This is a genomic window from Nostoc sp. JL33 (assembly GCF_017114985.1).
In the GTDB taxonomy this organism is placed as follows: Bacteria; Cyanobacteriota; Cyanobacteriia; order Cyanobacteriales; family Nostocaceae; genus Nostoc.
In genome coordinates, this window is the sequence record NZ_JABXKP010000007.1 from 65504 (window position 1) to 87067 (window position 21564).

Sequence of the window (21564 nt, forward strand, 5' to 3'; positions counted from 1 at the left end):
ATACCTAAGTAAGGAGAACTGATTTTGAAACCAATTTTCCTCAGCGTGGCGTTCATGCTGGTGTGTTTTGTGCTTTTGGTTGTGGGGCAAGTAGGCAGTAAACAGAATACTGCCATTGCTGCTGAGTTAACCCAAACGTCGCCAGCGCCCACAACTTTAACTGAAAATAATACTCTAATTGCGAGCAATACTATGTCTGATGATGCTAATGCCGTAACTACCCCCTCTGGATTAAAGTATGTCGAGTTAAAAGAGGGGACTGGGGCGACTCCTCAATCTGGACAAACGGTTGAAGTTCACTATGTCGGCACTCTAGAAGATGGTACTAAGTTTGATAGTTCACGCGATCGCGGCCAACCCTTCAGCTTTAAAATTGGCCTTGGACAGGTAATCAAAGGTTGGGACGAAGGACTTAGCACCATGAAAGTAGGCGGTCGTCGTCAGTTAATCATCCCCCCAGAGTTAGGTTATGGCTCTCGTGGTGCTGGTGGTGTGATTCCGCCTAACGCCATCCTGCATTTTGATGTGGAATTGCTGGGAGTTAAATAGGGACTAGGGACTAGGGATTGGGTACTGGGGACTAGGGGGAATTATTAAAATAAGTTTCTATTCTCTCTTTTCTAAATGCCCAATGCCCTATCAGATAAATTAGGTATTTCAGAGTACAGATGGGACAGAAGTACAGCTAGAAAACATAAGAAAAAGTATCTGTAACTTTGATCGGACTGCCGCAACTATATCAACAACCTAAATGTCAGACTAATACGCCCGAATGTTTCTGGTTGCTTGAGAATTCCATGCTTCCAGTATTGCTGCGTCTTCTGAGGCATAAAAAGTAGAGAACCACTTTTGAGTAAGTAACTATGTTCAATGTTTTTGTCTTGTTTATTTTGAAATGTAATTATTCTTTCAGCCCCTAACGAAATAATAGAGATACCAGTATCATCCATGAGTTCATCAATTGAGTCGGAGTGAAATCCCATTGTTGAGTTACCATTTGTGTAATAATTTACTAAACAGTTGTTTGGTCGAAACCCAAAGTGTTTTTCAAGCCGATCGATAATAGGAAGTAACTCATTCAGCATCGGGCATGAGTTGTAATAAATGTTTGAGTAGTTATATGGTGAACCAAAACTAGCTGTTTTTCGTGCCCGTATACGCTCATCCCAGTTAATTATGGATATAAGACTATCAAATAGAGAATGACTATTCGGCAAAAATATATCATTAATGAGTAAATCAGGCTCATTCATTGCTCAAATAATTATTTGATATCGCTAAATTTTTAAATTTTGAAACTTTGTAAACTGTGGATTGAATAAAAGTTTTGCAGTACCTGTAGGGCCGTTGCGATGTTTAGCTATAATCACTTCTGCAATGCCGCGATCGGGAGTATCGGGAGAGTAATATTCATCGCGGTACAACATTATTACTAAATCCGCGTCTTGTTCAATAGAATTGTGAACAACAATATTATTAGCAACAAAGTTATTTAAACGAGGAACGGTGAGGTCAAATACTTCTTCTTCTTTACTAGGTTCAGTTGAAACTATTTCATCCCAATAAATATCGCAATTTGGACTTGCTTGCAGTTTATTTGATTGAACAACTGTGTCTTCTTTTAGAGATTCTTCTCGACTTAAATTTGCTTTATAAACCGTAGAGTCACAATAGGATGTTGCAAGGGCATAAGTCATGGTTTGTTCACCAGAACTAGGCAGATGTCTAGGTAAGCACAGATGTTCCTTCGGACTTAACTCATCTAGTCTGCACCAACCATTAATTGTTAAAAATTTGTGATTACTTGTGGCACGAATTTTTCGGCCCAATCGAGTTGTTATAGTAAACAGAGGCTTTACACCAGTGGAAAAAGCATTGCTAACAATTGCCTTTTCTAACTGCATTGTAGCTTCGTTCAACGCCCAAACTGCAAAACCAGATTTACCTGCTAATTCCCTAATTGGTACTTGCAGTCCTGAGTTCGCTAATGTCACCAAACTGTCGCCTGCTAAACAACCAGACTCTCTCAAATCAGATAACATCGGACGCTTATTGGTACGTGCTTCCACCCCTCGACTTAACTGAGATAAAGCAATAACTGGTACAGATAATTCCCGCGCTAAACCTTTGAGTTGACGCGTAATTTTTGATAATTCTTGAACTCGATTATCGCCTGCTCCTTCCATCAATTGCAAGTAATCTATTACAATTAATCCTAATTCAGTTCCCTGTTCTGCTTGCAGTCTTCTTGCCTGACTACGAATTTGTGTAACTGTAATATTCGGCGTGTCGTCAATATAAATCGGCATCTCAGAAAGGATACCAATAGCACGGCTTAAAGGTTCCCACTGTGTTTGGCTGAGTCTTCCAGTTCGCAGATAACTACTTTCAATTTGCGCTTCGCTAGCTAATAGCCGTTGGGTCAGTTGCTCTTTTGACATTTCCAAGCTGAAAACAGCAACTGGTAATTTAAAAGAAGCGGCAATATTATGAGCAATATTTAAACAAAAGGCCGTTTTTCCCATTGATGGCCGACCAGCGACAATAATCAAATCAGAACGTTGAAAGCCGCTAGTCATAGCATCTAAATCGTAAAATCCGCAGGGAATACCAGGTAAGGCGATGCCTTGATTTCGATCCTCAATATCCTGAAAATTATTAATTAGAGTATCAGAAATGTGAACTAAACCCGATTGGGGACGTTCTTGAGTAACTCCGAATACTTTTTGTTCTGCCTGATCTAAAACCTGTGGTAATTCGGTTTCTGTCTCGTAACCAAGATGTACAATTTCATTGCCAGCTTTAATTAAGCGCCGCCGCAGGTATTTGTCCATCACCAACCCTGCTAAACCGTCAATGTTGACGGCTGATACTGTGCGGTCTACCAGAGTTGCTAATTTATTTCTACCACCTATGCGGGATAGCATTTCATGGTCAGTCAGCCAACTTGTGACTGAGAGCAAATCTGTGGGTTTACCTTGGGCGTGGAGCCTGACAGCTGCTTGATAAATATCTTTGTGAGCGCTAATGTAAAAAGCTTCGGGAAGGAGGCGATCGCTAACTCGACTAATCGCTTCTGGATCTAGCAAAATACCCCCCAAAATCGCTTCTTCCGCCTCAATATTTTGTGGTGGGAGGCGATTGCTACCATCGCCTTGAAAACTCAATTCTTCAGCCATAAACGATTTTAGTTTTGAGATTTTGCTAGAGACGCGATTAATCGCGTCTGTACAAGAGTTTGGAGTTTTTATTTACTCCTATCCCTGCTTCCTATGCTCCCCCTGCTGTCTTTTAGCTAGCGACTACTTGAATATCGACTTGCGCCGCTACTTCAGAATGCAGCTTAATTTCGGCTTTATAAGCACCAAGGTGGTTAATATCGGGGATGGTAATGCCACGCCGATCGATTTCTTGACCGGTAGCTGCCTTAATTGCATCTACAACATCTTGGGTGGTGATAGTACCGAAAATTGCTTCGTTTTCACCAACTTGCTTGGCAATTGTCAAGCTGCCAACTTTTTCTAAAGATTCTTTTTGCTCAAGAGCTTGTTGTCTGAGTTCTAATTGCCGTTGACGCTCTTGCTCACGACGGCGTTCTACTTGCTTGAGAATACCAGGAGTGGCATTGGTTGCCAATTTCTGGGGAATCAGATAATTACGAGCGTAGCCAGGAGCTACTTCCACTAAGTCGCCAGATTTTCCCAGCTTGCTGATATCCTGATTTAAAACTAACTGCACGCGTTTCGCCATCGTTTTTCGTTTTTCCTGTAAAATATGATTAATTTGGGTTTGGGCAGCATAGCTCACCAAAACAGTGCTGAGTGGTGAGTGCTGTTAGCGGATAGCTAGGGTTTAGCCCCTACTGAGTAAAGAGTCCTGAATAACGAGTGTTTCTTCAGAACTTAGAACTCCTGAAATGAGTGTATTGCCCCAAGTAGCTTTGCCCATAGCCTAAAGCTTACAGATCCTAGCGAAAGGAAGGGTGCGATCGCAACTATTAGCGCTAGAAAATTCCAGGAATGGGGGAGTGGGGAGAAATCAATTCAAAATTCAAAAACTCCTACCTCCTCTTTTCCTATGCCCAATGCTAAAAGTTATTTCTCATTTCCCGTATCCGCGCAAAGGTTTGCACTGCATCGCTACTCTTAAGAGTTAATTGTAATGATGGCTGATCCCAACGTAAAAAGGGATTGATTCGCTTCTCCACTCCCAGCAGTGAGGGTATGGTAGCTTCTCCTCGACTACGGTAAGCCTTCACTTCATTGAAGCGCCTTTGTAAGTCGGCGTTGTCGCCATCCACAGTTAAAGCAAATTGCAGATTTTTTAAGGTGTATTCGTGGGCGCACCAAACGCGTGTATCATCGGGTAGCGATCGCAGTTTGCTTAAAGAATCTACCATCTGGGTCGGTGTTCCTTCAAACAAGCGACCACAACCGCCAGAAAATAAGGTATCGCCGCAAAATAAATCGCCTGTCTCACCAGCTTTTTCGGGGGGGAAGTAGTAAACGATGTGAGCGCGGGTATGGCCAGGAACGAAGAAAACTTCAGCTATCCGGTCTGCAAACTGGACGCGATCGCCTTCTTGCAAAAACACTTGCTGTCCCGGAATTCTACCACGATCCTCGGCACCTCCGTAAACTATCAGTTGCGGGAATTCTCCTATTAACTGCTTATTACCACCCACATGATCGTTATGGTGGTGCGTGTTGAAAATTGCTACCAACTCAGCTTTTAATTCTGCCAGTTTCTCTAATACTGGTTGAGACTCCGCTGGATCGACAACAGCAGCGATACCATGTTGTGTATCGTACAGTAAAAATATATAGTTGTCTGAGAGTGCCTCAAGACGGATTACCTGCATTACCTTTGCCTTTCTTATGAGTAGATATTTTGTATCAAAAAATATCATTTATATGTAAAATTTCGGTAGACGAACTAGCCAATATGGCGTTAGCTTTATTTAGGCTTTTATTGAAACTTGATATCTAGGGTTAACTAAAAATATACCCTTTCCCATAATTGCTCACAAATTAAAGGCTGATTCATCGTTGACCTGAAAAACTTCAAAAGTAAGAGATCGCCTATATTAAAACCATTTCCTAGTCTATCAATACCTTATTTATCGAATAATAACAATGAGAAAGTTTTGTCAATAAAAATCAACTAAGATTTTTAGCGCCGAATATCCCACATCTGATCGAAATTTCATCCAGCACTATATTAACGTCACAAATCCTCTATGTACAAAGAATTTCGGCAACAGGTAATTTCAGCAATCCGGGATGCTGTGAACAACGTCCGATATCCCAAGCGCATCCTTGTTTTGCGACAGGCAGATCACCAGTCTACATACAATGACTACTTTCTTTATTGGGTCAGTAAAAATGTACCTGAGGCACTACATCTGTTTGAACTCCATTATCTCCCTTGTGAGATAAATGACTGGGATCGCTATGCACTATTGATACCTTGGCTACAAGATCCCCTCAAAGAAAGATTTCCGCATATTTATCAATATGCCCAGCTAATAGAAGCAGAATGTAAAAAACGCAACATTCCCATTGTTAATCCCATTGATAACCTCTCAAATTCAATTAAATCACTGGCAGCACAGCGCATTGGTAACGTAGAGGGCATTCGCACCGCCAAAACAGTGCCGATTACTGATTTAGAAGCTTTCAAAAAGACACAAGGAGGATTGTCAACTCCCTTCTTTATTCGTGAAGACTGGGTGCATGGCTGCCAAATCTTTTTCGTCCAAAATCTTGATGAGTTGGAAAACATCCCTTTTGAAAAGATGCTTGCCCCCATTGCAGTAGAATTTTTGGATGTTAGGGGAGAAGATGGTCTGTATCGTAAGTATCGCTACTTCGCTATGGGAGATGAAGGTGTCCCTGGCCCTTTAATGGTTTCCAAATCTTGGGAAGTACGCGACAACGATAATCGCGTAATTAATGAATCAATAATAGCAGAGGATATTGCTTATTTCAGTGGAGAAGACCCGAATCATCATCTTTTGCAGCAGGCACGCAAAGCATTAGGTTTTGATTTTATGGCTTTTGATTACAGCTATGACGAACAGAAAAACCTCATTGTCTGGGAACCAAATCCTTTCCCAGTCATCTGGGGTTCACATGACAGTGAACCTGAGAAAAAGTATGCATTGCCATCAAGAGACCGTATCTATACAGCACTTCTCAAATATTACTTGCAGCGTGCCAATATCTCAATCAAAATACCAACTTAGTTGATTTGCTAATACTTAATTTTCTCCGGCGTGAATTCTAAACTATACCTTTTCACCAAGAAGAATGTTTAATCAATGACTCCCCTTGTTTCAATCGTTGTTACCTGTTTTAATCAAGCTAGCTACCTAGAGCGCTCAGTTAAAAGCGTACTATCACAAACATTTACTGACCTTGAATGTATTATGGTAGATGATGGCTCTACTGATAATACACAAGAAGTTGCTCAACAATTGATCAGTCTAGATTCAAGAGTCAGCTACTTCTATAAAGAAAATGGCGGAGTATCCTCAAGTCGGAATTTTGGGTTTAAAAAGGCACAAGGGAAGTGGATTCAGTTTCTAGATGGAGATGATTGGATTCACGAAGATAAAATTAAATTTCAATTAGATCATTTAAGTGCCTTGGATGTTCAAGAAAATACTGTTTTTTATACAGATTATGAACGGGTATTTATAGACAAAGAACAGCAAATTATCAACAGAGAGGAAAATATAGTTGGTTCTTTATCACCAGAGCAATTAATTGAGCGATTACTCATCCCTGATTTTCTAGCTGATTCTCCATTTCCCTTACTTCAGCAATGTCTATTGATGAGTAAAGATGTGCAGGAGAAAAAAATATTTGATGAGCGCCTAAAAGCTCTGCAAGATAGAGATTTTACAATAGACCTTTTAATTGCCAATGTTAATTTTGTCTACACACCGATGATCGGAGCATATTATACGAAACATCAGTCTAATAGAACTAATAACTGGTCTTATATGAAAGCTTATTACATTTTGTTATACGAGACAGTGTGCAGTAAGCATGATGATTTAATCCCTTTATGCCAAGTAGGTATAGATTTTTTGCTTAAAGAAGCAATTAGAGAAAAAGAGGAAGATAATTTTGCTCGGCTAATTAAAATGTTTTCTCCTCCTTTGTACTTATTAAATAAAAAAATCAAGATTAATCATAGTTATTTACTCAAGCTAATTTATCAAACTCGGCTAATTATTCCCAGCTTTGTATTATATGAAAACTATCGAGGCCCGCGATCGCAAAAAATTATCTCGATTTTTTCCCAGATCATCAACTTGTTCAAAAAGCCCAAAAGCAGTTATATCAATACTGACTAAAGCAACTAATATATGAAAGGAAAAGTTTCGTTAGTTGTGAGTGACTTGTCTGGTGGAGGCTCAGTTAGAGCATTTTTACTAGCTCAAGTTCTAAAAAAAATCGGTTATGAAGTTGAGATTGTCGGATTTTTATTTGGGCAGGAATTATATGCTATTCCTCCAGTAGGGATACCAGTAGTTGCTATTGATGGTAGAAACTATCCTGAGTTTTTTACTTCAGCTAAAAAACTTTGGCAAAAACTAGATGGCGACATTATTTATGCAGTCAAACCTAAACCGACAAGTTTTGGTCTGTCTCTACTGCATAAATTAGCTAGTCGTCGTCCTTTGCTTTTAGATATGGATGACTGGGAACTTAGCTGGCATGGAGGTTTTGAATGGAAGTATCGCCCCAGTCTTAAGCAATTTGGCAGGGACATTTTAAAAAAAAATGGTGCATTGAGATTTCCAGATCATCCACTTTATCTCCAGTGGATGGAAAGTTTAGTATCTCGTGCTAATGGGATTACGATAGATACTCAGTTTCTTCAAGACCGCTTTGGGGGTGTTTATTTGCCTAATGGCAAAGATACCGCCATGTTTGACCCTGAGAAATATAACCCAGAGGTCAGCAGAGAGCGTTATGGTTTGACAAAGTATCGAGTTCTCATGTTTCCTGGTGCGCCAAGACCTCACAAGGGGGTTGAAGATGTCTTAATAGCGTTAGATCAGTTGAATCAGCAAGATTTAAAATTGGTAATTGTGGGAGGCAGCCCTTACGATGATTATGATCAGCAGTTGATTCAAAAATGGGGACGCTGGATTATCAAGTTGCCAAAATGTCCTGTAGAGGTTATGCCTGAGGTTGTAGCAGCTGCTCACGTTGTAGTTGTTCCTCAGCGAGATAGCGTAATTGCTCGTGCCCAATTTCCTCTGAAGTTAACAGATGGAATGGCAATGGGTAAACCTGTGTTATCCACACGAGTTGGAGATATTCCCGAAATTTTAGCAGAAACTGGTTATTTAGTTGATCCTAGTTCTCCCCAACAAATTGCTGCACAAATTCAACTAATATTTGCCGATGTAGAACAAGCAAAGGAGCGAGGTAGAAAGGCTAGAGAAAGATGTTTGGAAAAGTATAGCTTAGAAGCTATGGCATCTACCTTATCTGAGTTAATTTCCCGTTTGTGAGAATGGTGCATGGTTATAAATCTATGATTAATCTAGATTTAACTCAATTGAAAATATCGTAACAGGCATAGTATATCTATCATGTAAGAATAGCTCTGGATTGACAGAAGTTTTATGTATAACATTTTTTTCTTGCCGCGATCAAATTAGAAATTTATAATCTAAATCCCCAATGTCTAACAGCAAACTACTAGTAAAATTTGCTAAACCTTATCCAGCTAGGATATTTTTTACAATCTTATTCGGATTTTCTAGCGCTTTATTTAACGGTGTGGGTACGACACTGATTGTGCCAGTAATTCTTCAAATAGTCGGTCAACCTGTGGATTTAACAGGTGCTCCGCCAATTATTAAAGCTATTATCTCTCCCTTTGATCAGGTTCCCGAAAGTTACCGCCTAGTGGTGATGGCTGGCTCAATCATATTTACAATTGTTTTAAAAAATTTAGCTGGCTATGTCGGTACTTTGGTGTCGAGTTCTTTAACGCGAACCTTGACATCCGATATGCGAGAAGCCGGGTTGAAGTTATTACTAGATATTGACATAGATTATTACAGCAAAATGAAAGTTGGTGATCTAATCAACAGCCTTGGGGGAGAAATTAGTCGTGCTGCTAGTGCTATAGGCGGTGTCATCCGGTTAATCATCCTGGCAATTACGATTTTAGTTTTTGTGGCTTTGTTGCTGTCAATCTCCTGGCAGTTGACGATCGCCACTACAATGTTGCTAACTTTGGTGACGTTCGTAAACCAGTATGCAATTTACCGCTCAAGAGATTTCGGTGCCCAGCTTTCGGAGATGTCGAAAGCTTATTCCATCTCTGTGTTAGAAATGCTAAATGGAATTCGCCTAGTAAAGGCAACTGGAAATGAAGACAGAGAATATAAACGGATTCAAAAGCTAATTCGTGACCGAGAAAAAGCAGATTTTCAGTCGCAGGTGAATTCTGAGGCGATTACACCAGTTAGCGAGGTGACGGGCATTATCGCCTTAATAGCGATTGTCTTTTTGGGTCGCACCTTATTTGCCAACGAGCTTAGTTCTGTCTCAGCCGTTTTGATTACATATTTATTGTTGCTATTGCGACTGCTCCCGTTTATTTCTCAGTTAAATACTCTTCGGAGTAGCTTTGCTAATACTGCTTCTAGCGTGGATATTGTTGCTGATTTTTTACGACAAGATAATAAGCCGTTCATGAGTAGCGGGATGATTCCTTATGAGAAATTAACAGAGGGAGTACATTTTAAGCATCTGTGTTTTTCCTACCCTAATCATCAAAATATAGTACTTCAAGACGTAAATTTATATTTACCACGCGGTACTACTCTGGCTTTGGTGGGTAGTTCTGGTGCTGGTAAATCAACAATGGCAGACCTCTTACCGAGATTTTATGACCCCACATCTGGCTGTATTACCCTAGACGGAATAGATTTGCGAGATTTCGATTTGAAATCGGTGCGGAAGGCAATGGGAATTGTCAGTCAAGATACGTTTCTGTTTAATGATTCGGTGGGGAAGAATATTGCTTATGGACGACCAGAGGCTAGTGATGACGAAATTCTCACAGCCGCAAAGCGAGCAAACGCCTATGAGTTTATTAGCAAATTACCCCAGGGATTTGATACGCAGGTTGGCGATCGCGGCGTGATGTTATCTGGTGGACAAAGACAAAGATTAGCGATCGCCCGCGCACTACTCCAAAATCCCGAAATTTTGATTTTAGATGAAGCCACCAGCGCTTTAGATACCGTTTCCGAACGCTTAGTACAAGCTGCACTTGATGATTTGAGTCGCGATCGCACCACCCTAGTAATCGCTCACCGCCTTTCCACAGTCCAAAAAGCCGATCAAATCGCCGTCTTAGACCAAGGAAGTGTAGTAGAAATCGGCACCCATCAAGAACTTTTACAAAAAGGTAGTTACTACTCACGCCTCTACTCAATGCAATTTACTAATCAGCCGGAAATTTCCACCAAAACTAATCCCAGCTTTAACCGAGTTTCTCACGAACTGCGGACAAGGCTTAACTCAATGATTGGTTTCCTCGGACTATTAGTTGATGATCTGGTAGACAATTCCCAGGAGCGGCAAGAATTAATTGAGGAATCATACAATTCAGCCTTAAGAGTTCTCAACGCCATTGATGTCTTCGACGATGTGATTAACCTGAAAAGTAACTGGGAGATATCGTCAGATATAGATCAAAATCAAAATGGAAATAAGCAGTATCAAAACTTTAGTCATATCTCGGATGAGTTTCGGACACGTCTCTATCCCCTCCTTAGCTCTCTGCGCTTGCTAGCCGATAAATTAGAATCCGAACCCCAAAAACAAAATCGATTAATTGCAGAATCTTATGACTCTGCTATTTCCCTACTAGATATATTAAAGCTTCTCGAAAATAGAGTTTAATTTTAGTTATTGCAATTAACAAAAGTATTATTACCAAAATCTTGAAAAACCGATCATCCAAAATAATGATAAATTCTTTAAAAAAAAATCAATATATTTTTTACACCGGAGAGTTATCACTACAACCGGACACAGCACACGAAATTCATGATGTTCTTTGTGCCAACGCAGCAGCTAACTTAGGCTACTCCTCAGTTTTAATCTACCCAGATAAAAAAAATTCTTCTGTTAATCTCCTATCGTTAATTTATCCTTATCAACCCAAAAGACCCGGCAGAGAATTTATAGAATTTTACGATGTTCAAGAAAAGCTCAAAATTGCTCCATTACCAATGCCTTGGCCTATTGATAAAATAGGCGGCAAATTTACTAACTCCAGTACAGTAGTAACCAAATATTATTTACCGGTTCATATCCTACCGAATACGAAAGTTGTCCACACGCGGGATTGGAATTTTGTCAAAGCTGCAATCAAAAATAAAATTCCTACTATTTATGAACGTCACTACTTTCCAGACCAAAAATTTGAGCCAGAAATTGTCCACAGTCCCTATTTTAAAATAGCCATAACTCAGTCAGAACCGATCCGGCAAAGCTTAATAGAATATGGAATACCATCTGAAAAAGTCGTTTGGCTACATAACGGATTCAATCAATCATTTTCAGTCAGACAGCCCCAACTCGCCGAAACATGGCGTCAAGAATTGCTCATAAATGGACGTAAGCATTTAGTTGTCTATTCCGGCGCTTTGTATCCTTTCAAAGGGGTTGATCTGTTAATTGATTCTGCTAAAGAATTGCCAGAAATTCAGTTTGTGATCACAGGTGGTACAGAAGCACAAGTACAATCTTATCAACAACTAGCCAGAGATAAAAATGTAGAAAACCTGAAATTCTTAGGCTGGATACTTCCACGGGAACGATTAGTCAGCTTGTTTCAAGCAGCTGATATTTTAGTTCATCCTCACTGCGCGGGAAAATCAGCAGATTTCACGAATCCAGTTAAGTTTTTTCAGTACATGGCTGCTGGTACTCCTATAGTTGCGACTGAGATTCCACCTTTAATGGAATTCAAGACATCACCTTTAATTGCCAGTTGGTGTACACCAGATAACCCGCATAAACTTGCCCAATCTATTCAACATACTTTAGAAACCTATCCCAGAAAAATAGAGGGTTATGCAGCTAGTATAGATTTTGCCCAGCAATTTTCTTGGGAGAATAGAATTACTAAAATATTAAGCTACGTAGAAGAAGATCAGCGCCCACCAATTCTGGGGTAACGATACAAAAATTAACTGAAAACTAACTACGAATATATTCGATTTATGACTATCAAAACTGTTGGGATGATTAGCAGCTATTCAGGTCTTGCTAAAACCAGAGATTGGTTATGGCAACAAACCCCGCACCACTTTGGTGTTTGGGACAACATCCAAATGTTGAAAATAGCCGAAAAGCCAGACTTTCTGTTGCTATATCAATTTGATTTTCCCCAACCATCCCCACAACCATCCTGGTTAGATATTGTTCGTAAACGACAACAAAAACCAGAAATAAATATAGAATCTCTATTATGTGGTGTACCGAAAGAGCGGATTATTTATTTTCTCCGCGAACCGCCCTTAGATGAAATTGTAGAAATAAGTAAGCGGAATTATCAGGAAGCTCAAAAGTATTGTGGTCATGTTTCCGGCCCCGATGACTTTGCGCCCAATCCCGATTATATGCCTGCTATTTGGTATCATGCCAAATCATTTGAGGATTTAAATGAAATGCCAGTGCCGGAAAAAATTGCCCCATGCAGTTGGATAACTTCGGGAATTAGCCGGACAGCTAACCATCGCCAGCGCTTAGACTTTTTGAAATCATTGCAAGCCAGCGAGACTAAGTTCGATTTATATGGGCGTGACTTACCTGCATGGTCGCCAACAAAAGGAGAACTTGGTCATAAATGGCATGGAATGGCACCATACTACTACAATCTGGCAATTGAAAACTATGCAGAAAATAGTTGGTATGTAAGTGAAAAATTGTGGGATTCTTTGCTGGCATGGTGTCTGCCAATTTATTATGGTGGGCCTGCTGCTGATAAATTATTGCCACCCGGTAGTTTTTTGCGGTTGCCCAGTTTGGATGAAAAAGGCATTGCTTACATCCAAGAAGTGACAGCTACACCTGATGCTTGGTATGCTGCTAGAGATGCGATCGCAGAAGCACGTCAAATCATTTTACGCAAATTAAACCTGCTTAACTGGTTGTCAAACTTTGTTGCTCAACACTCATAAATTATGAATGGTATTTGTACCCTTGGCAATGATTATGTTTTCGATCAACTGGTGGCTTTGCTCAACAGTATTGATGTTATCTTGGGTTTAGAAACTCCTGTTTGTATCTATCCTTTCGATGATCAGACACAGCGAATTGCTGATGAAATAGCTAAACGCCCTAATGTATTTATTTACGATGATCAAGAATCAATCAATCGCTGGGATCAATTTATGCTCACAGCAGCGCCAGAAAGATTGAATCGCAGTAAATCCCGTCTTTATGGCGCTCACCGTCGTTTTTGCGCTTTTGATGGCCCATTCGATAAGTTTATCTATTTAGATGCAGACACTTTGGTGATGAACTCACTAGCGACAGTGTTTGAAAAGCTAGATAGTTATGATTTTGTTGTCTATGATTTCCAATTTAAAGACGTTAGTAAAATATATAATGTTAATTCTCCAAAATTACTAGAAGTTTTCGAGCAAAAACGCATTGATTCCGAAATATTTTGCTCAGGCTTTTATGGCGCAAAACAGGGAATATTTAACTCAGAACAAAGAGAACGGCTGATATCCCATTTACAAAATGGTGAGGCGGAAATTTTGTATAGTGGTGCTGGCGAACAACCACTGATTAACTACATGGTAATGAGGTCTAATCTTTCGATTTATAACTTTGCTCAACAACTGCCAGATAATGAAGCAACAGGATGTTCTGCCACATCTAAGCATTTCGAGGAACGAGAACATCTTCTTTATGACAAAGGTAATCGACTAACTTATCTTCATTACATTGGGGTTCCTCCTAATATCAATCAAGCAGTCTGTGCTGGAGAAAATATTGAGTTTCCCTATCGAGATTTATTTCTCTACTATCGTTATTTACACGAGCCAGAGAAGCGTCCAGTCTTTAAAAATCCTCCTAAGAGTTATAATGACGCTCCAGCACCGAATTTACTTACAAGAGCTTTGCGAAAATTTAAGTTAATTAACCAAGGATAATTTATGAGTCGGGGCATTTATATTGTTGCCAATGATCGTGTTATTGATAATGCGATCGCTTTACTCAATAGCATTCGTTACTATGACCCAGAAGTGACTGTTTATCTCATACCTTTTAATGAAAGTTATCACAAAGTAGCAGAACAGCTTGCTACGTTACACAACGTCCAAATCTTCCCAGATTTAGAACTTATTGATACTTTTACCAAACGCATCGGAGAAATTTTTGATCGAGATTTCCTCGCCTTACCCAACAAAATGCGTAAACTGGTGGCGTGGTTTGGCCCTTTAGATGAATTTATTTATATAGATACGGATATTGTCGTTTTTGAAAAAATCGCCGACAATTTAGACAAACTTTCAGAAGTAGATTTCTTCTGTTGTGATTACCATCATGCTAATGACAAGCTGCGAAATATCTTTTCCCCATTTGTGAAAGAGCAGCAAATTTTTTCTGAACTCCAACTTGAAGACGTTTTCAACAGTGGCTTTTGGGCTTCGAGAAAAGGAGTTATTACCGAACAACAAATGGATGAAGCTTTGCGCGAGTGTGCAGCGCATCGAGAATATTTTGATTTTTCTGAAGGAGTTACAGACCAACCAATATTAAATTATCTAGTGCTAAAATTAATTTCCAAACGTGGTAATCTTGTCAAAATTCCTGGGGGAGGGCCTGGTAGTTGGGCGGGTTCGCAAAATTTTCAACAGCAAGATTATGCCCTGTATGACCGAGGACAACGACTAAAATATCTCCACTGGGCTGGTACGCGGATGAAAACTGGTAGTCCCTATTGGCAATTGTGGGAACACTATCGCTATCTCCATGAGGGTAAATTCGCTTTCATTTCCAAATTGACTCGCCGTTTATTTCCCTTTGTTGCTGCCCGTACTTAATATTAGGAGTATCCCAATGAGCGATGGCATTTACATCTTAGCGAATGATGTTGTCTATGACCAATTAGTGGCGTTACTCAATAGTATAGAAGCTAATGCTGGTAGAGAAATTCCTGTTTGTGTAATTCCATATAATGATCAGTTAGACAAAGTAAAGGCAGAGATTGCATCTAGAGATAATGTTACTTTATTTGAAAATTATGATTCCATAGCCTACTGGGAGAACTTTGGCTCTCGTATCTGGAAAGCTCACCCAAGAGCGTTAAAATTGTGGCAAGAATATGGTTTGCCAGATAATTATCGCATAGAAAGGCATCGAAAACTTTGCTGTCTAGATGGCCCATTTGACAAGTTTATCTTCTTTGACGGAGATACGCTGTTGATGAAATCACTCGATGATGTTTATCAGAAGTTGGATGAATCTGATTGGATTACGAATGACTTTCAATATAAATCCGATTTGAATTATATTTTCAACTGGCCAGAAGATAAGCTAAAAAAGATTTTTCCGATAGAAAATATCAGCACTCACGTTTTTTGTTCTGGTTGGTTTGCTTCTAAAAAGGGAGTTTTTGACGATGCTAATTTAGCCAATCTACTAGAAAACTTAGAAGCAGGTGAAGCTGATGCACTGGCATGGGCAGATTCCGATCAAACAGTTCTCAACTATTTAGTTTTACGTAGTGGAGTTTCTTACTACAATTACGCTCATCACGATACAGCGACTGGTTGCCATTGGGCTTCTAAATTTGATGTTGTAGATAATATCCTTTACGACCAAGGACGGCGGCTGACATATCTGCACTATATGAGTATAAGTTCATCAAACTTTACTCAACTTTGCGCTGCTGAAGATGTTAAGATTCCATATCGAGATGTGTTTTTGCATTATAGGTATTTAAAGTCGCCAGAACAAAGACCCAAAAGCTTTAAGCGCCAGAATCCGCTAATGCGTCTGCAAAAGACTACTACAAGTTTTTTAAATCAAAAAGTCAACAATATTAAGCTTAACTATCGTAATTTCAAGGATCGAATTACTAAATAATTAAGCAAAATTAAACTTAAAATAATTACTGATTAAGTTTTGTAACGGGGGTTTGTATGTTGGTGAGGCGTCCTACTATCTAAGAAAAAGAATCTAAATCTAAAGATTGCATTCCTTCGCGTTCTATAAATGTCATCATACTTCCCAGTTGCAACCAAACTAATAAACAAGTAAACAGACTAATTGGTAGACCGACTCCTAAAGCTAAAGAGGATGGGAAGCCAAATATCTCTAAGCCTGAAGACAGAAATAGACAAGTACCGCCAGTTATGCCGATAAATGGTACAAGTAATTGTTTAAGTGAGGAGCGCGGCTTAGTATTTTCTGTGCGCTCGCTTGGCCATTTCTGCACAATTACTTTCAAAGTGCCAGATAATGCCAAACCAGATGTTAATGCTGTTAGAAAGCCAACAAGTAATAGGAAATAAGGCGGTTGCAGAGGAAAATAGTACATAAAAACTCCTAATTGATATTAAAGATTTTTTATTTTTTATTTGTTGATTGGTTGCCAGCAAAAGACCCCAGGAATGTAGCTTTTGGAAGGATAGCAGCTGCGCCCTCTCTGGATAACTCTGTTAAAATGCCGATCGCTACATTTAATAAACGATCCGGTTTTAAGTCATCTTTAACCAGGTTCCACAGGCGTTGGACATCTTCAGTATGGAGGCGGTCATCTTCGGTGAGAGCAAGCACCATCTGCCGCCGCAGAAACTTGCCTTCTTCCGACATTAAATATTGGAACCCCATCTGGGCTGTGGGCAATACATCAAAGTTGCTATCGGTACGAGCGATCGCAATCAAATTCTCTAACCGTTGCCACTGAAATTTACCATCTTTGAACAACACATTCAATAATCGCCGCCGTAATTCCGGCGATTCCCCGGTTAGCAGCCGCCGTGCTATATAGGGATAACCCACTTCAACAATTTTGAAATTCGGGTTGAGGCTAAGGGCAATACCTTCCTGAGTCACCAGGGAACGAATAATCAAAGCAAACTTCGCCGGGACTCGGAAAGGATATTCATACATCAGTTCCGAGAATTCATCGGTAATAGTTTTGAAGTTAAAATCCTTGACATTTTTGCCAATAGCATTCCCTAGCACTGCCTCTAATGCTGGCACTATCGGGCAAATATTCGTGTCTGGAGTCAGAAATCCCAATTTTACAAAATCTTCGGCTAAGTCGGTATAGTCTTTATTCACCAAATGCACTAGCGCATCCACCAGCGCTTCTTTGGTAGTTTCCTCCAACTGATCCATCATGCCGAAGTCGATGTAAGCCATACGTCCATCAGGCATCGCAAACAAATTACCGGGATGGGGGTCAGCATGGAAGAAGCCGTATTGTAACAGCTGTTGCAATCCTGAGGTGACACCAATTTGGATGATCCCTTCTGGGTCTAAACCTGCTTCGCGGATGCGTTTAGTGTCTGTCAGCTTGAAGCCATCAATCCATTCCAGGGTTAAAACGTGGGTATTGGTGTAACGCCAGTAAATGCCTGGAACTTTTACTTGCGGGTCGTTGCGGAAGTTGATAGCAAATTTTTCGGCGTTGCGGCCTTCATTAATATAGTCAATTTCCTCAAATAGCTTTGTGCCAAACTCGTCCACAATCAAAGTTAGGTTGTGACCGAGATTTAAAGGCAACCAAGGAGCTAGCCAACCTGCTCCCCAACGCATCAGATATAGGTCGCGTGTGATTACCGGGTGTAAGTTGGGGCGTTGCACTTTTACTGCGACTTCTTCACCACTGACTAGACGACCACGGTATACTTGACCCAAGCTAGCAGCAGCTACGGGGTTAGGTGACAGTTCGCTAAAACTTTCGTGAATAGGGCGGTCTAGTTCAGTTTCGATAATCTGGTAAGCGATCGCATTATCGAAAGGTGGTAACTGGTCTTGTAACTTTATCAGTTCTTCTAAAAAATCTTTGCGTATCAGGTCTGGTCTGGTGGAAAGGGCTTGACCAACTTTAATAAAAGTCGGGCCCAGTCCAGTGAGCAGTTCTCGTAACTGGATAGCTCGTTTACCCTTGTTCTGCTCAACTTGATCTAGCCATTCGTCCCACTTGAGACTGAGTAGAAATCCTGCAAAAGACCAGATAATTTTCAGCAGTCGCCCCCAGGCTAACCAGGGACGGTAACTATAGTAGCGAGCGATCGCATCTGGATTATAGAGTTTTAGCTGAGTAGGTTGAAACTGACCCACGCCTTTATTTGCCTCTTCAACTGAAAAATTTACAATGATTGTTTTTCTCCTAAGCCACAAGTTAGTTGCAAGTTTAGGATAGCGGTAGTCTTTTATCTAAAACAACTAGAACTTTACCCTTTGGGGATACTGTTCGAGGCGTTTTTAGCTGATTTTACTGCCTAGATTTATTTATCTTTATTCTTAATTATACTTTATAAAACTACAACTCATTACCCCAGTTTTCGATGATTTTATCTTTTCTTAATTATACTTTACGTAAATATAAATATTTAATATGCAAATTTAAGCAGGATATGATCACTCAGTAACCATGTTTGCTATCAGCTACATCAAAAATAAATTTTTGCCAGAGAGTGTAGATTTAGAAGCTTTTTGATTGATTATATTATGCAAATTTATCATAAAAATTACATCCAGCGTTAAGTACAGCTTTGGTAATTGGTAGTGATTTTGCCACAATTACCAATTACCAATTAGCTAGTTTTAACTATCATGTAGTGCTATTTAGATTTGGCCTCCAAGTTTTCTAAACGGCTTCTTAATTCTTGGTTTTGTTGTTTAAGTTGGTCGAAATCTTCACGCAATTGACGCAGGGTTTTTTCTGAACCAATATTCTTTTGCACCTTGGAAATTTCTTCTTCAGCATAGCGACGTACACGCCCATCGGCTGTTTGGTCAACTAGCGATCGCAAAATCCCGACTGCTTTGGGTGTTTCCATTTCTCCCAATGCTGCTGCTACCGCCACTTGCGTTAAAAAGAAGGTTTCTTTGGCTAGTTCTGTTAATTTTTCTAAAATCCGTTCCAAATTAACCGGACTTTGACCTACAGAAATCTTTCCTAAAGCGCGAATTGTGGCTAAACGTAGGGGTTGTGGTACACCAAGTTTGGTGTATTCGATCAGCAGATTTAAAGCTGCTTCGGAAGTTTTGAATTCAGCTAAACCGGCGATCGCACCACCCCGCACAACTTCATTCCAACCCGCCTTTTCTTCTAAAACGGATTTTAGTAGCTTTAATACCTTGTCTTCCTTGGGTTTTTCTTCCAAGTTAGCAGATGCTCCGGCAAAGCCCGTCGCAGACATCACCCCGATCGCACGAGAAGCTGCTGCTTCCACGTAGTAGCTGGGATCGCCCTTTTGCACTAACCTTCTTACAACTTTATAGCTTTCAGCAGTTTTGATTTGAGCAAGTGCTTCCACTACAGATCGTCGCACATAAGCATTTTTATCTTTTAACCCAAGAACTAAGCCATCAAAGGTTTGGTCTAAATTAATTTGGGCTAGTTGTTTTGCCACTTCCACACGCACACCCCACAATGGGTCATTTTTGAGCGCCGCAGATAGTGCAATCGTAGCTTCTAACCCGCCTTTTTTCGCCAAAGCTTCTGCTGCATAGATGCGCGAAATCGGATTGGGATCAAATTCCAATTGTGCTTTTAACTCTGTTAGTGGATACTCCAAAGCTACTGTTTTCAGGTAATTATTCCCCACATCAAAGCTGATAAATTGGGGCTTATTTTCTAGGGGAAAGTAGAAGCTTTGTTCACGTTCATTCACCCGCACTACAAAAGTTTTTAGTTGTGAGTTAGGAGTTATGAGTTTAGAATTATTTTTAACTCCTAACTCCTCACTCCTGACTTCTGACTGTTGCGTATAGCCAAAACCAATAGGTATTTTTAGATCAAACAAATCCTTACTGCCATTTTTATCTTCAGCAGCTTGGGTTTGAGTTACCGTAATTTTTGCCAAATTAGCATCCCCATCCCAAGAGTAAGCTACTTTAAAATCGGGATGACCACCACGATAAACGTATTGGTCAAAGAGGAACAAAAGATTACGTCCGGTTGCTTTTTCAATCGCCCTAAGTAAGTCTACTGTTTCTACAGTTTTGTGGGCATTATCTTGGATAAATGTTTGAATTGCCTGCCAAAATAATTCATCTCCTAATTGGGCCCGAATCATGTGATATACACAAGACCCTTTTTCGTAGATGTGGCGATCGTAAAGTTCAATAGCTTCTCGGTAAATATGTGTTACCATTGGACGGCGGTAGCGGCTGCTATCTTCACTGAAGTAACGACGAGCTTGCAATAAACGATAGTAAGCTGCTTCTTCTGGACTATATTCCTCTTCTGTCCACATCACCTCAGAGTAGGAAGCCATCCCTTCCTTAATCCAAGCATGAGACCAATGCTTAATCACCACCAAATCACCAAACCATTGGTGCGCGAGTTCGTGGACGACTAAACTTTCGGTGTTGCGGTTATCTAAGGCGGCGCGTTCATCCAGCAAGCATCTATCTGTTAACAAGGTTGTGGAGGTGTTTTCCATCCCGCCAAAGATGAAGTCATCGACGCAAACTTGGGCATATTTCGGGAAAGCATAGGGATAGCCATACTTTTGGCTCAAAAATTCGATCATCTTGGGAGTTTTGCCCATGCTGCGTTTAGCATCTTCTTCCCGTCCCTTTTCTACGTAGTAGGTAACAGGTTTACCCTGCCACTCGTCCCCAATTTCAGCAAAATCACCTACTGCCAAAGTCATCAAGTAAGTAGGATGAACTTGTTGCTGCGACCAATGGAAGATTTTGTAATCACCATCTTCTGTGGTGTCAATCAATTCGCCGTTGGAAATCGCCACAAGAGGGTTGGGAACACGCACGCGAATTTCCGAAGTAGACAGTTGTCCTGGATAGTCAAAGCAGGGGAACCAAAAGCGAGAGTCTTCGTCTTCTCCCTGAGTCCAAACTTGGGTGGGCTTGTTTGGGTAGTGCTTGTCTGGTTGAATAAAATAAATACCGCGTTGCGGTTTTGCCACCGAGTAGGCGATCGCAATCAGCAAGCTTTTACCAATCTGAGTCGCCTGAGAAAGTTGGATGGAAAGGTGTTCCCCGTCATAGTCAAAATTTTCTCGCGCCCCGTCCACCTGCACAGACTCGATATTCAGGTTGACAGCATCCAAAGCCAAACGGTCAATGCCATTACAGATTGGCAAGAGGCGAATGCTACAAGTACCCTGATAGCTTTGCTTGGGGATATCCAAGCTGAGATCGAGAAAAATATGCTCTACCTGTCCGGGGCGATCGGGGTTGTAGTGTGGTCTTGCTCCCGGTAACTCAAAAGGCTTGTGTCCGTTATTATCTGTATCAAAATAAGACTTCGACATTGATCCTTACTGACCTTGTAATTCTGAAA

General features: G+C 40.4%; 17 protein-coding genes. 10 read left to right on the forward strand and 7 right to left on the reverse strand.

Annotated elements, in window-relative coordinates; translation table 11 throughout:
- Positions 1 to 24 precede the first annotated feature (24 nt).
- Positions 25 to 549 carry an FKBP-type peptidyl-prolyl cis-trans isomerase gene (locus HWQ23_RS00485; protein WP_292822818.1) on the forward strand — a complete coding sequence of 175 codons (525 nt, stop codon included), beginning with the start codon at positions 25 to 27 and terminating at the stop codon, positions 547 to 549.
- Positions 550 to 734: 185 nt separating this feature from the next.
- Here the strand turns inward: HWQ23_RS00485 and HWQ23_RS00490 are convergent, their stop codons facing one another.
- From HWQ23_RS00490 to gloB, 4 genes are all read right to left on the reverse strand, one after another.
- Positions 735 to 1253, reverse strand: coding sequence for an alpha-ketoglutarate-dependent dioxygenase AlkB (locus HWQ23_RS00490; protein ID WP_292822819.1), 519 nt, complete (start codon positions 1251 to 1253; stop codon positions 735 to 737).
- Between the two features lie 24 nt (positions 1254 to 1277).
- Positions 1278 to 3179, reverse strand: a complete 1902-nt coding sequence (locus HWQ23_RS00495) for a replicative DNA helicase (RefSeq protein WP_292822820.1) — start codon at positions 3177 to 3179, stop codon at positions 1278 to 1280.
- Positions 3180 to 3291: 112 nt separating this feature from the next.
- Complete coding sequence (gene rplI, locus HWQ23_RS00500; RefSeq protein ID WP_292822821.1) at positions 3292 to 3750, reverse strand: 50S ribosomal protein L9; 459 nt, start codon at positions 3748 to 3750, stop codon at positions 3292 to 3294.
- Positions 3751 to 4087: 337 nt separating this feature from the next.
- Positions 4088 to 4861, reverse strand: a complete 774-nt coding sequence (gloB, locus tag HWQ23_RS00505; RefSeq protein ID WP_292822822.1) for a hydroxyacylglutathione hydrolase — start codon at positions 4859 to 4861, stop codon at positions 4088 to 4090.
- Between the two features lie 378 nt (positions 4862 to 5239).
- Between gloB and HWQ23_RS00510 the strand changes: the two genes are divergently transcribed.
- The 9 genes from HWQ23_RS00510 (at position 5240) to HWQ23_RS00550 (ending at position 16160) form a co-directional block, all read left to right on the forward strand.
- Positions 5240 to 6247 carry a hypothetical protein gene (locus tag HWQ23_RS00510; protein WP_292822823.1) on the forward strand — a complete coding sequence of 336 codons (1008 nt, stop codon included), beginning with the start codon at positions 5240 to 5242 and terminating at the stop codon, positions 6245 to 6247.
- 75 nt (positions 6248 to 6322) lie between these two features.
- Positions 6323 to 7366: a glycosyltransferase family 2 protein gene (locus HWQ23_RS00515; protein ID WP_292822824.1), complete on the forward strand. Its 1044-nt coding sequence runs from the start codon at positions 6323 to 6325 to the stop codon at positions 7364 to 7366.
- Between the two features lie 12 nt (positions 7367 to 7378).
- Positions 7379 to 8536, forward strand: a complete 1158-nt coding sequence (locus tag HWQ23_RS00520) for a glycosyltransferase family 4 protein (protein ID WP_292822825.1) — start codon at positions 7379 to 7381, stop codon at positions 8534 to 8536.
- Positions 8537 to 8708: 172 nt separating this feature from the next.
- The gene (locus HWQ23_RS00525; protein ID WP_292822826.1) at positions 8709 to 10949 is read left to right on the forward strand and encodes an ATP-binding cassette domain-containing protein; all 2241 of its coding nucleotides are present in this window, start codon (positions 8709 to 8711) and stop codon (positions 10947 to 10949) included.
- A 65-nt stretch (positions 10950 to 11014) separates the two neighbouring features.
- On the forward strand, positions 11015 to 12232 hold the full coding sequence (locus tag HWQ23_RS00530; RefSeq protein WP_292822827.1) for a glycosyltransferase family 4 protein: 1218 nt from the start codon (positions 11015 to 11017) through the stop codon (positions 12230 to 12232).
- A 45-nt stretch (positions 12233 to 12277) separates the two neighbouring features.
- Positions 12278 to 13237: a glycosyltransferase family 10 domain-containing protein gene (locus HWQ23_RS00535; RefSeq protein WP_292822828.1), complete on the forward strand. Its 960-nt coding sequence runs from the start codon at positions 12278 to 12280 to the stop codon at positions 13235 to 13237.
- Positions 13238 to 13240: 3 nt separating this feature from the next.
- The gene (locus HWQ23_RS00540; protein WP_292822829.1) at positions 13241 to 14221 is read left to right on the forward strand and encodes an Npun_R2821/Npun_R2822 family protein; all 981 of its coding nucleotides are present in this window, start codon (positions 13241 to 13243) and stop codon (positions 14219 to 14221) included.
- 3 nt (positions 14222 to 14224) lie between these two features.
- Positions 14225 to 15115 (forward strand): Npun_R2821/Npun_R2822 family protein, encoded by an 891-nt coding sequence (locus HWQ23_RS00545; protein ID WP_292822830.1) that lies wholly within the window; start codon positions 14225 to 14227, stop codon positions 15113 to 15115.
- 16 nt (positions 15116 to 15131) lie between these two features.
- The gene (locus HWQ23_RS00550) at positions 15132 to 16160 is read left to right on the forward strand and encodes an Npun_R2821/Npun_R2822 family protein (RefSeq protein ID WP_292822831.1); all 1029 of its coding nucleotides are present in this window, start codon (positions 15132 to 15134) and stop codon (positions 16158 to 16160) included.
- Between the two features lie 79 nt (positions 16161 to 16239).
- Here HWQ23_RS00550 and HWQ23_RS00555 read toward each other — a convergent pair whose 3' ends face one another.
- The 3 genes from HWQ23_RS00555 to HWQ23_RS00565 form a co-directional block, all read right to left on the reverse strand.
- Positions 16240 to 16614 carry a hypothetical protein gene (locus HWQ23_RS00555; protein WP_292822832.1) on the reverse strand — a complete coding sequence of 125 codons (375 nt, stop codon included), beginning with the start codon at positions 16612 to 16614 and terminating at the stop codon, positions 16240 to 16242.
- A gap of 29 nt (positions 16615 to 16643) precedes the next feature.
- On the reverse strand, positions 16644 to 18368 hold the full coding sequence (locus HWQ23_RS00560; RefSeq protein WP_292822833.1) for an ABC1 kinase family protein: 1725 nt from the start codon (positions 18366 to 18368) through the stop codon (positions 16644 to 16646).
- Positions 18369 to 18871: 503 nt separating this feature from the next.
- Entirely contained in the window at positions 18872 to 21535 is a 2664-nt protein-coding gene (locus tag HWQ23_RS00565) for a M1 family metallopeptidase (protein WP_292822834.1), read from the reverse strand.
- Positions 21536 to 21564: the final 29 nt, after the last annotated feature.